Source organism: Paenibacillus senegalimassiliensis, assembly GCF_001486585.1.
GTDB classification, from domain to species: domain Bacteria; phylum Bacillota; class Bacilli; order Paenibacillales; family Paenibacillaceae; genus Fontibacillus; species Fontibacillus senegalimassiliensis.
The window spans coordinates 1474911-1489195 of sequence record NZ_LN909046.1 but is presented as its reverse complement, the minus strand read 5'-3'; the positions used below and the strand labels follow the sequence as shown (position 1 = coordinate 1489195).

Sequence of the window (14285 nt, the reverse complement as noted above, 5' to 3'; positions counted from 1 at the left end):
AACATAAGGAGGGTTAACCCTGCATGAGTTTTTTTAAGAAATTGAAGGACAGTATCGCTTCCAGAACGGAATCGGTGACAAAGCAGTTCAGAGATGGACTGGAGAAGAGTCGCAAGGGCTTCGTGGAGAAGGTAACGGAGCTGGTGACTCGGCGCAAGAAAATCGATGATGAATTTTTTGAAGAGCTGGAGGAAATCTTGATTGGTGCGGACGTCGGCGTTAATACCGTGCTCAAGTTGATTGATGAGCTGCAGCAGGAGGTTAAGCAGCGTCGTATTGAGGCACCTGCCGAATTGCAGCCGCTTTTGTCCGAGAAGCTGGTGGGTTTGCTACGCGGGGATGAAGATAGCGAAATGCATCTAAGCTCTGATGGCATCAGCGTGATTTTATTTGTAGGCGTCAATGGCGTCGGCAAGACAACGACCATCGGGAAGCTGGCTCATTTCTATAAGCAACAGGGCAAAAAGGTGATTCTGGCTGCAGGGGATACCTTCCGGGCGGGCGCCATTGAGCAATTGGAAGTATGGGGTGACCGGGTAGGAGTCGACGTCATTCGGCAGCAGTCCGGGTCCGATCCAGCGGCGGTAATGTTCGATGCGGTTCAAGCAGCCAAGCAGCGTGGGGCAGATATTTTACTCTGCGATACGGCAGGCCGCTTGCAGAACAAATCCAATCTGATGGAAGAGCTGAACAAAATTTACCGGGTTATTCAACGGGAAATTCCCGGCGCTCCTCATGAGGTGCTGATGGTGCTGGATGCGACGACTGGGCAAAACGCCCTGAGCCAGGCCAAGCTATTTGGAGAGAAGAGTGGTGTAACCGGATTGGTGCTGACCAAACTGGACGGTACGGCAAAAGGCGGTATTGTCATTGCCATTCGTCAGGAGCTGAGTCTGCCTGTGAAGTTCGTGGGCCTTGGTGAGAAGGTCGAGGATTTGCAGCCGTTTGATTCGGAGCAATTTGTCCATGGCTTGTTCGCCGGACTGATTGCGGAAGAGGAAGAGGCGGAAGAAGCTTGATTCTGTCATTGAGGTAACAAATAGGGCAACTTTACCGTATATTATAGGTATGAGCCTAGATTATTAACATGGCAAGAGGAAAGGAGGCGGAGCGAGATGGCCAATACGCATTCGTTTAACCGCAGGGAGGAAGTCGCCAACGCGATTACTCACGGCATTGGGGCATTGCTAAGTGTAGCTGGGCTGGTGCTGCTGATTGTCTTCTCAAGCCTTAAGGGAACGGCATGGCATATTGTCAGCTTTACCATTTATGGGGCCAGTATGCTGCTGCTCTATATGTGCTCCACGCTGGTGCATAGCTTTAAGGAAGGACGGGTCAAGGATTTGTTTGAAATTTTTGACCATTCCTCTATCTACATTTATATTGCTGGTACGTATACCCCATTTTTGCTAGTAGCAGTTCGGGGGCCTTTAGGTTGGAGCCTGTTCGGGATTGTATGGGGGATTGCGCTGGCTGGTGTCATATTCAAAGCCTTCTTCGTGAAGCGATTCCTGGTCCTGTCAACGGTGTTCTACCTGATCATGGGCTGGTTAATCGTGATTGCATGGGGGCCGCTCACCGCTGCTATACTTTTTCAGGGAATGGCTTTACTGGTAGCGGGTGGCATTGCGTATAGTCTGGGAACGATTTTTTATGTGTGGCGTGGCTTCCCTTACCATCATGCCATCTGGCATTTGTTCGTCCTCGCCGGAAGTGTTACTCACTTCTTTGCGATTTTGCTGTATTTGCTGCCGCACTAAGCGAGAAGAACCGCTTATCTAGGGCTGGAATTGTTCGTGGTTTAGCGAGCACTTTGCCTTTGGAGAGCGGTTTTTACTATTATTTGAGGCGCCCTCCAACCGAGAAAAATTTCCATGCCAAGATGTTAAGGGAAAATACTTGACATCTTTTTCGGGTTTCTGTATTATAGGTGGAGTTGATGCGCTGTAAAGTGTTTTTCCTTGACGGAGGGAGTGCCCATATGAGTCAGGAGAATAGGCTTGAGAAAACGAATCGGATCAACCTTTTGTTCGACTTCTATGAAGCGTTGCTGACTGAGAAGCAGCAGACGTTCTTGAAATATTATTTCCTCGATGATTTCTCGCTGGGGGAAATTGCGGCAGAATTCGAGATTAGCCGTCAGGCGGTCTATGAGCATATCAAACGTGCCGAAGGCATGCTTGAGACGTATGAAGAGAAGCTGGGACTGCTGAAGAAGCATGAGCTTCAGAGCGGTGTGTTAGCCCGGTTACAGCAAATTATTGAGGACAGTGCGATGTCTTCTGTACATAAAGAACAGGCAGGAAATTTGCTTCGCGAGGCGGAGCAATTGTAAGATGGAGTTATGAGCGGAATTGTTACGAATGGAGGTGACGATATATGGCATTCGAAGGTTTGACAAGCCGATTGCAAAACGTGTTCAGCAAGCTGCGGGGCAAAGGGAAGGTATCCGAAGATGATGTAAATGCAGCGATGCGCGAAGTGCGCCTGGCCTTGCTGGAAGCGGACGTCAACTTTAAAGTCGTGAAGGAGTTCATCGCCAAGGTCAAGGAGAAGGCGGTTGGCAAGGAAGTGATGGATAGCTTCACGCCAGGCATGGTAATCATCGATATCGTCAACAAAGAGTTGACGGAGTTGATGGGAGGAAGCCAAGCCAAGCTGGCTCGCAGCAATCGTCCACCGACAGTGATTATGATGGCGGGCTTGCAGGGTGCCGGTAAGACGACGACCTCTGCCAAGCTGGCCAAGCTATTGCTTAAGGACAACCATCGTCCCCTGCTGGTAGCGGGAGATATTTACCGTCCGGCTGCTATCAAGCAGTTGCAGGTACTAGGTGAACAGATCAAGGTACCGGTCTTCGCATTGCCGGAAGGTAACAGTCCGGTAGAGATTGCACGTCAGGCGTTGCAGCACGCCAAGGACAACGGCAATGATTACTTGCTGATTGATACCGCTGGTCGTCTGCATATCGATGAGGAATTGATGGAGGAGCTACGGCAAATTCATGAGATTACTCAGCCGGACGAAGTGTTGCTCGTGGTCGATGCCATGACAGGGCAAGATGCGGTTAATGTGGCAGAGAGCTTCAATCAACAGCTTAGTCTTAGCGGGGTAGTCTTGACCAAGCTGGATGGCGATACTCGTGGTGGTGCGGCCTTATCCGTTAAAGCGGTGACTGGCTGTCCGATTAAGTTCGTCGCTTTGGGTGAGAAGATGGATGCCCTGGAGCCGTTCCATCCGGAACGTATGGCTTCGCGGATTCTTGGTATGGGTGACATGCTGTCTCTGATTGAGAAGGCTCAAGCCGGCATTGATGCGGATAAAGCCAAGAAAATGGAACGGAAGATGCGTAACGCGGAATTTACGTTCGACGATTTCCTGGAGCAGATGGAGCAGGTCAAGAAGCTTGGCCCGATTGATCAGATCATGGATATGATCCCGGGCATGGGCAACATGAAGCAGATGAAGGATGTCAAGGTCGATGAGAAGCAGATGGGCCGAGTAGAGGCGATTGTGCATTCCATGACCAAGGAAGAGAAGCAAAATCCTGATATGATTAATCATAGCCGTCGTAAACGTATTGCTGCTGGCAGTGGAACGGTATTGGCGGACGTCAATCGCCTGATCAAGCAGTTTGACGAGATGCGGCGGATGATGAAGCAGTTCTCCAGTATGATGGGGCCCAAGGGCAAGGGGAACAAAATGATGAAGCAGCTTGGCAAAGCTGGTGGCAAGGGTATGAGGTTTCCTTTCCGGTAAAGGCTTGTGAAGGGAAATGTAATTATACATGAAAGTGAATTCTTTAAAGGAGGTGAATTTCGTGGCAGTTCGTATTCGTTTGAAACGTATTGGTGCTCATAAAGCTCCTTTCTACCGTATCGTGGTATCGGATTCCCGTTCCCCGCGTGACGGCCGTTTTATCGAGGAGATTGGTTACTATAACCCGGTTGCACAACCAGCAGTAGTGAACATCGATGAAGATAAAGCATTGAAGTGGCTTCAAGATGGTGCGCAAGCATCTGATACCGTTCGCAACTTGCTTAGCAATGCAGGCGTGATGAAGAAATTCCATGAGCTTAGACAGCAGAAATAATTGCTGATTCGGAGGGTCGTATATGGAACAATTAGTCGGCGTTATTGCGAAGGCTCTTGTTGATCATCCGGACGATGTCCGTGTGGAGGTCGTGGAGAAGGAGCATCTGATTGTCTATGAATTGTCCGTGCATCCTGATGATGTAGGGAAGGTCATTGGCAAGCAGGGAAGAATCGCCAAGGCGCTCCGCACGGTTGTGGCATCGGCAGCCGTGAAGATGGATAAACGGGTGACCGTCGATATTCTATCTTAAAGAACTTTTTGATCATTCAAAAAGATATACGAAAGCGGGTTAGGATGTTTGTCCTAGCCCTTTTTCGTACATGCTGAAACATGAAATGACGGTTACATGATTAGGGAGGGTATTATGTCTGATTCTTTATTGTCTGTAGGCAAAATTGTAAATACACATGGGATTCGTGGCGAGCTGAAGGTGTTATTGCAAACGGATTTTCCGGAAGTTCGGTTCGCGCCTAAACGGCGTCTGATTATGGTGCACCCGGAGACGGGGGAGCAGTCTACTGTAGTAGTGCAGTCAGCACGGCCGTATAAGCAAATGTATATCGTGCAATTTGCCGAATTTTCCAATATTAACGAGGTAGAGAAGTACAAGGGATATGAACTGAAGGTATCCAAGTCCGAGACCGTCGAGCTGCCGGAGAATGAATATTATTTCCATGAAATTATAGGTTGCCGGGTTGTCAGTGACGAGAATGAGGATCTGGGTGAAATTATAGAGATCTTGCGGCCAGGGGCCAATGATGTCTGGGTAGTAAAGCTACCGTCAGGCAAGCAATTGCTGTTGCCAGTCATTGATGATGTGGTTCTGGACGTTAGCATTAAGGACAAGCTGGTCCGGGTTCACGTGATGGAAGGATTGCTGTAACATGCGGGTGGATGTATTGACCTTGTTCCCCGAGATGTTTGCCGGCGTATTTGGCAGTAGCATTCTTGGAAAAGCGCAGGAGAAGGGGATCATCTCCTTGAATGCAGTCAATTTTCGCGATTACGCCGGGAACAAGCACGGCACGGTGGATGATACGCCTTATGGCGGCGGTGGGGGCATGGTGCTCAAGCCTGAGCCGATCTTCCGGGCTGTGGAGGCCCTGTTAGATGAGAAGAGTCAGAGTACGGCAGAGGGAAGCGAAAAGACATCTATAGGTCAAGCGGGAGTTGAAGCAGGTGAGTCTGTGGACCGGCCCCGCATTATTTTGATGTGTCCCCAGGGGGAGACCTTCACGCAGCAAAAAGCCGAGGAGCTGGCACGGGAAGAGCATTTGGTGTTCATCTGCGGACATTATGAGGGATATGATGAACGGATTCGTGAGCATCTGGTGACTGATGAGATCTCCATTGGCGATTATGTACTGACGGGTGGAGAACTACCGGCTATGGTTGTCATTGATAGCGTGGCCCGGCTGCTGCCGGGGGTGCTAGGTAATGAAATGAGCGCCGTCACGGATTCATTCAGCACCGGGTTGCTGGAATATCCGCATTATACGCGGCCTGTTGATTTTCGCGGCTGGCAGGTTCCGGATATCCTGCTTAGCGGGCATCACGCCAATGTTGCCGATTGGCGACGGAAGGAAGCACTTCGTCGCACCTGGGAGCGGCGCCCCGACCTGCTTGAGGGAGTGGAGCTCTCTGCGAAGGAGCAGAAGTGGCTGGAGGAACTTCAGCGGGAAGCTGATTAATCTTATAGCGCCGAGACCGCGAAAATAAGTGTCATTATTCTGCTTGCTGTTGCATATCATGCAAAGTTGGGTAATAAAACAATGCATGATCTTAAGGCAGCAAGGAGGAAACGAAATATGGATTTGGAACACATGTATGAACCAAACGAGAAGCAGATTACGCCAGATGGCGAAGGGTTGCACGGAGGCGACGGGGCGGGCCTGCAAAAGGAAGCTCGGGAGCCTGACCAACAACTGCTGACCGTAGATGACATTATTAGCTTCTATAGCCAAGGGCATTAGCCTGAAATAAATACAAGCACCCGGCAGACCAGGAATGCACAGTACGACTACTTGAAGTTAGATGGATAGGCATGGAGCGTGTGCAATAAAAAGAGCAAGTTCGGTATTTAGCAGAATCCGAAAGCATCGGAAGCGATTTTCTTTTCCATTAGGGAAAGGGGATCGCTTTTTTGTTTAGGCTAGTGTCTTTAGACGCATTTTAGCAGCACGGTTATATCCCAAGAGAAAACCCGATGGATGGGTAGTCATGATTAATATTTCAGGAAGCCAGGCAGAAAAATAATTCTATTTTGCAGGAAGAGAGGTCATGATCATGATAGAAATTAGAAAGTTGAATGCGGATGCACTAGGTTTTAAGCTGCCTTACAACCCAGAGCATGTTGTGTTCATTCGGAAAATTCAGGGTAGACGGTGGGATCCGAATCAGAAGCTGTGGATTATTCCGTACAAGGAGTCAGTCATCTTTTAATTTATGGAAATTTTTCCAAGAAATTTGATTTGGCTGGAGCCTGCGCTGGTAAAGGAGTTTGAATGGTTTAATGCATTTGAAAAAAACTTAAGGAGTCAAAAGATGGATTATCGTAATGCTCTAATTGAAGAGTTGAAAAAGCGTGGCTATAGCAGTAAGACGATCAAAGCCTATTGCAGTCAGGTAAAGCGATTTATCGACTCACTCCCGCCTGATGCGTCCGAGATCAGCAGTGATGCCGTTCAAAAATATTGTTTGTCTTTATTAGCCAAGCACATCTCTCATTCCAGTGTAAATCAGACGATTAGTGCAATTCGCTTCTATGCTAAATACGTATTAAACAAGCCAATGAATGAAATTCAGTATATCCGCCCTAAGAAGCAGCATATCCTGCCCAATGTTTTATCAGAAAATGAGGTGATCCGGCTACTAACGTGCCTAACGAATCTCAAGCATCAAGCTGTTTTATACCTGACTTATTCTTCGGGGCTAAGAGTCAGCGAGGTGGTTCGGCTACGTCTCGCAGATTTGGATACGGAACGACAGACCTTGCGTGTCCGGCAAGGTAAGGGGATGAAGGACCGAATGACTCTCTTATCTCCAACGGCTATGAGTGTGGTGCAAGCTTATATGATTCAGTCTCAACCTGAAGAATGGTTATTTCCAGGTCAACGTTCCGGGCGCCATGTGACGGAGCGTACTGTCCAAAAGGTTTTTGAAAATGCAAAAAGACGGGGAGGAATAGTTAAAAAGGTAAGTGTTCACTCGTTGCGTCATTCATTTGCAACTCATTTGCTTGAGGGCGGAACCGACCTCCGCTATATTTTTAAAATTCTCCATGAACATCCTTTCTTTTGTTCATTTGATGAAGGAACTGCTAGGTCATCAGAGCGCTCGAACCACTCAACGATATACACATGTCAGCACAAAAAACATACAGCGTATTCAGAGCCCGCTTGATCGGCTGGAGCTGAAGGATGGAGAGTAGCACTGGATAAAATATACTTCGTCAATTCCTCTAAATGGATTATACTTGAAGAAGATCGGATAATTACCGATATGTGGAATATATACGAAATTCAGATAAAAGACGTTAGTTGAAACTACTTTATATAATTTGAAGGAGGAAAATATGTATTACATTTTATTGGAAGATAAATATAAAGGTAAGCAAGAAGACATTGGATGTATTATGTCTAAGTTTAGCAAAGAATTATACGAAACTGCTGGTCTTTCATTAGGAATCTATTTAGGTCCTACACACCAAGAAATAGAGTCATATGTTAAACAACAAAACTTTGAGATTGTTTTAGAAGAAATTCTATGGATGAACATGAATCAAGAAGAAAAAATAAATAAATTTTCGGATTATTTAATAAACATAGAATCTGAACAAAACGAATTAATTGTCATTGATTCGTACTTCTTCCCTCCTAATTATAATGAAGATTATTTAGAGATGATTCTAAAAATCGTCGAAAAAAGTAAAGCTAGAATTGTAAAAGTGATTACATCAAACAGAAGAAATCGAAGTTTAGAAAGTATTTTTATTGGAAGAATCAGAGGACTAGGAATGAACTTAGACATTAAATATAGTGAGAAGTTTCATGATCGCTTTTGGATTACAGATCAGTATAAAGGATTTATAACAGGAACATCTTTAAATGGAGTAGGCAGAAAAATTTCGTCTATCAATTATCTAGAAAGAGAAGACATAGAGGCTTTGTTTGAAGAAATTATAAATTTAGTGCAGTAGCATCAACTAACATATTATTCACGCTGCGGGCCGTGCGGCCCTGGGTCCGACGTTCGTCGGACAACCGGTATACGCCGGGTCGTGAATACGGGAACGTTAGACGAAATCCTATAGAAGAAAGAGGTATAAAAATGGATCTTCAAGAAGCATGGAATGTTATCGTTGCGGCAGTTCTCTCTGTAGGTGGTGCTGGAGCAATTATCATAGCCATTTCAAGTTGGCTAGGAAGAATTTGGGCTACTCATATTCAAGAAAAAGATAGAAAGAATTATCAAGCAGAGCTTGAAAAATTGAAAGCTAGTTACATAAATGATTTAGAAGCAAAAAAAAGAGATTATGAAAAAGACAAAATATTATTTGCTCGATATACAGAACATCAATTTAAGTTGTATAACGATTTGTATAGATCATTGTACGATTTAAAGATAGTTGCAGACAAGCTTTGGGAAAAAGCCATGGAAGCTAACCTTCAAGATTTTTCAAAGCAGCTAAGTGAAACAACAATAATATTAGAAAAAAGCATACTACTAATTGAGGATAAGCATTATGAACGATTATCTGAATTGTTAGATAAGTTTTCTAGTTATAAAATTGGCAAAGAAAAACTCATTGATTTAAGAAATCATTCTACCTATAGCCCTAGAGATGAAAAGACTATTAGAGACACAATAGAAATAAACAACAAGTATAGAGAAGAATATTCAAATATAATAAAACAAATCGGTATTTTATTTAAAAGACAGATCAAGATAGGCGAGAATTGAACGGACATCGTCTAACAATATATTCACGCTGCGTGCATACTCCCTTGATCCGGCAGTCGCCGGACACCCGACATGCGCCGGGTCGTGAATACAGAAACGTTAGGTGAAATCATGTAAAGCGGGAGAACAAACTATGAAATTTGGAATCAAAAACTATGAACCGTGATGTTATAGTAGTATTGAAATTGTGGAAAATTTTGATTCTCAGCTAAAGAAGCTGAGAACACAGAAAATTATAAATGTGTATTCAATGTGGAACAAAGTTGATGAAGAGTGGAATGAAGATTCTCCAATCCTTTTAGAATTGACTTCGTGTCAGTTAGAAGTTTGTAATTACAAGTTAGAAGAATTGGCTTTGTCCATGAATTCAATTGACAGAACACAAGAACTAGAAAAATATGATTTTGAAGAGTACGGAAAATTTGAATATGAATGGCGTAAGGATCGGAAAGAACTTCTGGGATTTAGACAAGCAGAGATTGTCGGAATCGAGATTATTGAACAACGATTGGAATCCACATTAATAGCAAGTAAATCAATTTCAGAAGAGGTCGGACAACGAGCTTCAAATTGGATTTTAAACGGTATAGGGTTTGCTACCTCGAAAGGGTACTTTTCTATTTGTAATGGCTTGGATACGAATCAGATTTGTACGTATAAAGAAGATGAAGAGTGTTTAAGATCCATACAAGTTTTTTAGCAATTCGAAGATGAACATGACTCCACCTAACATAATATTCACGCTGCGGGCATACGCCCTTGATCCGGCATTCGCTGGACACTCGACATACGTCGAGTCGTGAATACGGGAACGTTATGTGAAAGATTGGAAAAGATCAATAATATATAAAACAGAAGGAAAAAAGAGATGAAACCAAAAACATTTACTTCGATAAAGACAATCATAGATCAGTGGGATCCGGCAGAACTCCTTGCTATACATTGTCCACAAGACGAGTATGATTCAGAAATTAAAAAGTTAACCCTATATATACAATCAAATGAAAGTCTAAATGAAAAGGAGTTTGGAAAATACATATATAAGATCTTAACAGAATACTTAGGGAATCAATTTCAAGAGACGGAAGAAAGATGTTTAGAGATAAGTAAAAAAATATTAGAGAAAGTATGTAAATAATATTGAGTGTGCACGCAGAGAAGACCAGTCCTTCACATAACACAGTATTCACGCTACGGGGCTATCGTCCCTTGGTTGTCGGATGTATAATCATGGAAGAAGCTCAGACAACAAACGCCCCAGCCTAAGATAAGAGCTATCTAAGGTTGGGGTGTTTCGCGAATACAAGAACGTTATCAGAAACATCCGGAAAGACTAATAGAAACGATAAAGACAAAACACCCTATAAATTAGGAAGTGGTTTTCAGTGAAAAAAATAGCGGTAGTTAGTTTGTACTTTTTGAGCGAGGAAGAGGGCGGGCAAAAAAGATTGATTATTGGAGATTTTTCAACACCTATAGTTTTTGATTTGGATAAAGAATTGAAATATGGACTTTGGAGTGCGGTAGTTGAGTTACATGTTAAACCTAATGAGTGTAGAAATGCTAAGGCTGATCTATATTTTTTATGTTATGACTCAAGTGAAGCACCAAATCATTTATTAGAGCCTGGAAACAGCTTTTCTTTAACGACTAATAAGACAATAGCTAAAGGGAAGATAGAATATTTAAAGAATAAATAAACAATAAGGACAAGCGAACTGAAAGCTAATTCATAGAAGGTGGATGCATCAGATAACATAATATTCACGCTGCGGACATTCGTCCTTGGTCTGGCAGTCGCCAGACATTCGACATACGTCGAGTCGTGAATACAGGAACCCAGTGAGAGTTACAAGCTTATAAAATGGTATAATATAACCATCAAAAGAACAGGAGGGACAACGATGAAATGGGAAGAAGTTCAACAGATTTTCCCGAACCAGTTCGTAAAGTTTGAAGTTCTTCATTCGGAAGAAACGGACCATCAAGAAGTCATTGATGATGTGGCTGTGATTGGTCCGATCAGTGATGAAGACGCCACTCGAGAATTACTGAACAGCCGAGACAAGACTTTGGTTTATCATACTTCTAAAGATCAGGTCGTTGTGAAGGTACGGAAAAATATAGGGTTAAGGAGAAGTCTTTAAATGAATATTGAATATAGGGATGGACTGTTATTTACAGAAATAACAGTCCATTTTAATAAGCAGAAGAAAATCATATCGAACATTGTGATCGATACCGGAGCTAGTCATAGTTTGATTTCACAAGATGAGGTCGATGAGATTGGAATTCAGGTAGAAATTGAAGATGAGATCATAACGAGTTACGGAATTGGAGGCAAAGAGCATGCCTTCAGTAAACGAATCGAGGGTATACAGGTAGGGGATTTCATTTTAAAGGATGTATACATCGATTTTACTTCATTTAAATATCACAACATTAATGGACTTTTGGGACTTGATATATTGACAGAAGGAGAATTTGGTATTGATCTAAAGGCATTTAAATTACTCCGTTCATAATACACAAAGACATCATAAAGTGAGCGAATGATTCGAAGAAGACTGGAACATCACTTAACATAATACTCACGCTGCGGACATTCGTCCATGGTCCGGCATTCGCCTGACACTCGACAGGCGTCGAGTCGTGAATACAGGAACGTTATGTGAAATACCTGCAAACAATGGAGGAATTAAGATGGCCATTATCTTCGATGTAATAACTTCAAAAATATTTCCAGGAATATTAATATCTATTGTAACTTCCTTTATTACTGTTAGATTATCAATTAAGCAATTTTATACTCAAAAGTGGTGGGAAAGAAAAGCAGATACTTACTCGAAAATTATTGAGGAACTATCCTATTTACAATATTACTTTGGCGAGCTATTCGATGAGGGTATAAAAATTAAGAAAATTAATAGTGATGTTCATGAAGAACTATGGAAGAATTTTAGTCATTCAAAACAACAAATATATAAAATTTATGCTTCAGGTGCTTTTATAATTTCTGAAAAATCGACAAAATCATTGGAGGAACTTGTAAAGAATATCGAACAAGAGAGTAGTAATGGTGATTATGTTGGAGACTTTGATAGATGGTATGGTGCAGTCAAGAAATGTATTCAAATTATTCGAGATGAGGCTAAGAAAGAACTGAAAAAGAAATGAATATATTCTGAATTTCCAAGAAGGCAGATACCTCACATAACATAATATTCAAGCATCGGCTCCGTTGGAGCCTCGGTCTGCGGGATGGATTTCGAAGAGGGATTTCAGCAGACAACCCCGCTGGGGTTCATGAATACAGGAACGTTATAGGAAATACGAAAAATACAGAGGAGAGTGATGTAACATGCATTCAAATAAATATTTTACTAAAGAATTATTGAGAGAAGCTAACAATGCTGCAATAAGAGAAAAAAGAAATCAGGCTATTAGAGAAGAAGTCATAGAGGGTTTAGATGATGCACTTATTTATCCTGTTTTCAATTATTTTTATCATGCTAAGAATGAAATGCGTGTAATGGTTGTCCTTGGCTATAATGGGAAATGGGGACTTTTGGATATGTCAATGCTAAGATATGATTCTTTACCTACGTCAGTATCTAAAGATGACGGGAGCGTTATTTTAGAGGATGAGGAATCATATAACGCAAGAAGGCCGTATCCTAATGCTAGAGAATGGCAAGAATCAATTGTTTTAAAACCTGTAAGAAAACAAAAGTCATTTAGAGATGAAGTTTTAAAAGCTTATAACAATCAATGTGCTGTTTGTAACATTAGTAATTCTAAAGTTTTGCGGGCCGCTCATATATGGCCTGTTTCAGACGGTGGTACAGAAGAAATTCAGAACGGAGTATGTTTGTGTGTTACACATGAGGTTGCGTATGATGCAGGTCTATTCTTTATTACAACTGAGGGGAAGATTGTCTTAAATACAGAAGATGATTTGAAGATAGATTACCAAAGTATCAGATATCCAGATAATAAAGAGGATCATCCTTTCATGTATAACTTCATTAAGAGGAAAGAGTTTTTTAATTATTGATTGAAACTGAGCTATCTCGACGAGGAGACATTTCAGCAGACAACCCCTTTGGGGTTCATGAATACAGAAACGTTATAGAAAATTTCCGAAAATCTTTTTTTGGAGGTACATCTTTATGGAGAAAAAATTCTCAGCAGTTGCTATTGAACTTTTGAAAGAAGCATTATGCAATGTATATTGGTACAAAAATAATCTCAGGAGCTTTTTGAATAATTGTATTAATGATACGTCTATAATCAATAGACCCGATTGGAATGGATATAAAAGGCAGATCGTTTCAGATATTGTAGATGAACTATGTAATAATCAAGAAAAATATATTGGAGATATACGTCGCTTAATCTCAGAAGTAATAAAAATGGACAATTTTCGTCACCTAGAACAGCTTGAAGATGGAAGAAAAAAAGTTGAACGTGCAAAACAGGCTGTAGCTGATTTAAGAATGGTTGTTGAAGATCAAACTCAAAAATTAAAGGATGAAGAAGAAATCAAGCGAAAACGTATGAAAAATTTAGAGAAAATTAGATCAAGCCAAGCGGTCTTAAATAAATTGGACGAGATTAAGGCAAATTATTTTAGGCTAGTTACTTCAAAAGATTTTCAAAAAAGAGGATTTGAATTAGAGAAAGTTCTGTATGATCTTTTCGAACTGTTTGACTTAGATCCTAAAGCATCATTTAGAAATACAGGAGAACAGATTGATGGTGCTTTTTCATTAGAAGGAACTGATTTTTTATTCGAAGCAAAATGGAGGTCGCACTTGTCTGATGCGTCAGAGCTAGATAGTTTTACAGGAAAAGTAAAGAGAAAACTTGATAATACGCTAGGCCTTTTCTTGTCTATCAACGGATTCTCTGAAGATGCTGTAAGAATACATTCAGTAGGTAGAAGTACTATTCTTTTAATGGATGGTGCTGATTTGATGGCTGTATTAGAAAATCAAATTGATTTTGTTTCTTTGATTGTGAGGAAGCGGCGATATGCTTCTCAGACAGGAAATATTTATTTAAAAATTAATGAAGTATTAAACGATTAATGACTTGAAAAGTAAACATTAGATCCAGAAACTTCCTATAACATAATATTCATGCTGCGGACATTCGTCCTTGGTCCGGCATACGCCGGACACTCGACATGCGTCGAGTCGTGAATACAGGAACGTTAGCCGAA

At 42.0% G+C, this 14285-nt stretch carries 21 protein-coding genes; all 21 read left to right on the top strand.

Annotated features, from left to right (window positions below; translation table 11 throughout):
- The first annotated feature begins 23 nt into the window (after positions 1 to 23).
- The 21 genes from ftsY (at position 24) to BN3279_RS20915 (ending at position 14151) form a co-directional block, all read left to right on the top strand.
- Positions 24 to 1019, top strand: a complete 996-nt coding sequence (gene ftsY / locus BN3279_RS21005; RefSeq protein WP_059053661.1) for a signal recognition particle-docking protein FtsY — start codon at positions 24 to 26, stop codon at positions 1017 to 1019.
- A gap of 96 nt (positions 1020 to 1115) precedes the next feature.
- Positions 1116 to 1760, top strand: a complete 645-nt coding sequence (trhA, locus tag BN3279_RS21000) for a PAQR family membrane homeostasis protein TrhA (RefSeq protein WP_059053660.1) — start codon at positions 1116 to 1118, stop codon at positions 1758 to 1760.
- Positions 1761 to 1981: 221 nt separating this feature from the next.
- Positions 1982 to 2335 (top strand): putative DNA-binding protein, encoded by a 354-nt coding sequence (locus tag BN3279_RS20995; protein WP_059053658.1) that lies wholly within the window; start codon positions 1982 to 1984, stop codon positions 2333 to 2335.
- 44 nt (positions 2336 to 2379) lie between these two features.
- Positions 2380 to 3759, top strand: coding sequence for a signal recognition particle protein (gene ffh, locus BN3279_RS20990; protein WP_059053656.1), 1380 nt, complete (start codon positions 2380 to 2382; stop codon positions 3757 to 3759).
- Positions 3760 to 3820: 61 nt separating this feature from the next.
- Positions 3821 to 4093, top strand: coding sequence for a 30S ribosomal protein S16 (rpsP, locus tag BN3279_RS20985; RefSeq protein ID WP_059053653.1), 273 nt, complete (start codon positions 3821 to 3823; stop codon positions 4091 to 4093).
- A 22-nt stretch (positions 4094 to 4115) separates the two neighbouring features.
- Positions 4116 to 4346: a KH domain-containing protein gene (locus BN3279_RS20980; protein WP_059053652.1), complete on the top strand. Its 231-nt coding sequence runs from the start codon at positions 4116 to 4118 to the stop codon at positions 4344 to 4346.
- Positions 4347 to 4460: 114 nt separating this feature from the next.
- Entirely contained in the window at positions 4461 to 4979 is a 519-nt protein-coding gene (gene rimM / locus BN3279_RS20975; protein ID WP_059053650.1) for a ribosome maturation factor RimM, read from the top strand.
- Between the two features lies 1 nt (position 4980).
- Complete coding sequence (gene trmD / locus BN3279_RS20970) at positions 4981 to 5787, top strand: tRNA (guanosine(37)-N1)-methyltransferase TrmD (RefSeq protein ID WP_059053648.1); 807 nt, start codon at positions 4981 to 4983, stop codon at positions 5785 to 5787.
- A 117-nt stretch (positions 5788 to 5904) separates the two neighbouring features.
- Entirely contained in the window at positions 5905 to 6069 is a 165-nt protein-coding gene (locus tag BN3279_RS23890) for a hypothetical protein (protein WP_157686470.1), read from the top strand.
- Between the two features lie 313 nt (positions 6070 to 6382).
- A complete protein-coding gene (locus BN3279_RS23885; RefSeq protein WP_157686469.1) occupies positions 6383 to 6538 on the top strand; it encodes a hypothetical protein in 156 nt (51 codons plus the stop codon).
- Between the two features lie 3 nt (positions 6539 to 6541).
- Positions 6542 to 7498 carry a tyrosine-type recombinase/integrase gene (locus BN3279_RS20965; RefSeq protein WP_232436900.1) on the top strand — a complete coding sequence of 319 codons (957 nt, stop codon included), beginning with the start codon at positions 6542 to 6544 and terminating at the stop codon, positions 7496 to 7498.
- A 172-nt stretch (positions 7499 to 7670) separates the two neighbouring features.
- A complete protein-coding gene (locus BN3279_RS20960) occupies positions 7671 to 8294 on the top strand; it encodes a hypothetical protein (RefSeq protein ID WP_059053646.1) in 624 nt (207 codons plus the stop codon).
- Between the two features lie 131 nt (positions 8295 to 8425).
- Complete coding sequence (locus BN3279_RS20955) at positions 8426 to 9058, top strand: hypothetical protein (RefSeq protein ID WP_059053644.1); 633 nt, start codon at positions 8426 to 8428, stop codon at positions 9056 to 9058.
- Positions 9059 to 9308: 250 nt separating this feature from the next.
- Positions 9309 to 9758, top strand: coding sequence for a hypothetical protein (locus BN3279_RS20950; RefSeq protein ID WP_222860895.1), 450 nt, complete (start codon positions 9309 to 9311; stop codon positions 9756 to 9758).
- A gap of 168 nt (positions 9759 to 9926) precedes the next feature.
- Positions 9927 to 10196 (top strand): hypothetical protein, encoded by a 270-nt coding sequence (locus tag BN3279_RS20945; protein WP_059053639.1) that lies wholly within the window; start codon positions 9927 to 9929, stop codon positions 10194 to 10196.
- Positions 10197 to 10443: 247 nt separating this feature from the next.
- Entirely contained in the window at positions 10444 to 10758 is a 315-nt protein-coding gene (locus BN3279_RS20940; protein ID WP_059053637.1) for a hypothetical protein, read from the top strand.
- A gap of 204 nt (positions 10759 to 10962) precedes the next feature.
- Positions 10963 to 11205 carry a hypothetical protein gene (locus BN3279_RS20935; protein ID WP_059053636.1) on the top strand — a complete coding sequence of 81 codons (243 nt, stop codon included), beginning with the start codon at positions 10963 to 10965 and terminating at the stop codon, positions 11203 to 11205.
- Entirely contained in the window at positions 11206 to 11583 is a 378-nt protein-coding gene (locus BN3279_RS20930; protein WP_059053634.1) for a retropepsin-like aspartic protease, read from the top strand.
- Between the two features lie 127 nt (positions 11584 to 11710).
- Positions 11711 to 12235: a hypothetical protein gene (locus BN3279_RS20925; protein ID WP_148466886.1), complete on the top strand. Its 525-nt coding sequence runs from the start codon at positions 11711 to 11713 to the stop codon at positions 12233 to 12235.
- Positions 12236 to 12419: 184 nt separating this feature from the next.
- Positions 12420 to 13115: an HNH endonuclease gene (locus BN3279_RS20920; RefSeq protein WP_059053631.1), complete on the top strand. Its 696-nt coding sequence runs from the start codon at positions 12420 to 12422 to the stop codon at positions 13113 to 13115.
- 115 nt (positions 13116 to 13230) lie between these two features.
- Positions 13231 to 14151 (top strand): hypothetical protein, encoded by a 921-nt coding sequence (locus BN3279_RS20915; RefSeq protein WP_059053629.1) that lies wholly within the window; start codon positions 13231 to 13233, stop codon positions 14149 to 14151.
- The last annotated feature ends 134 nt before the right edge of the window (positions 14152 to 14285 follow it).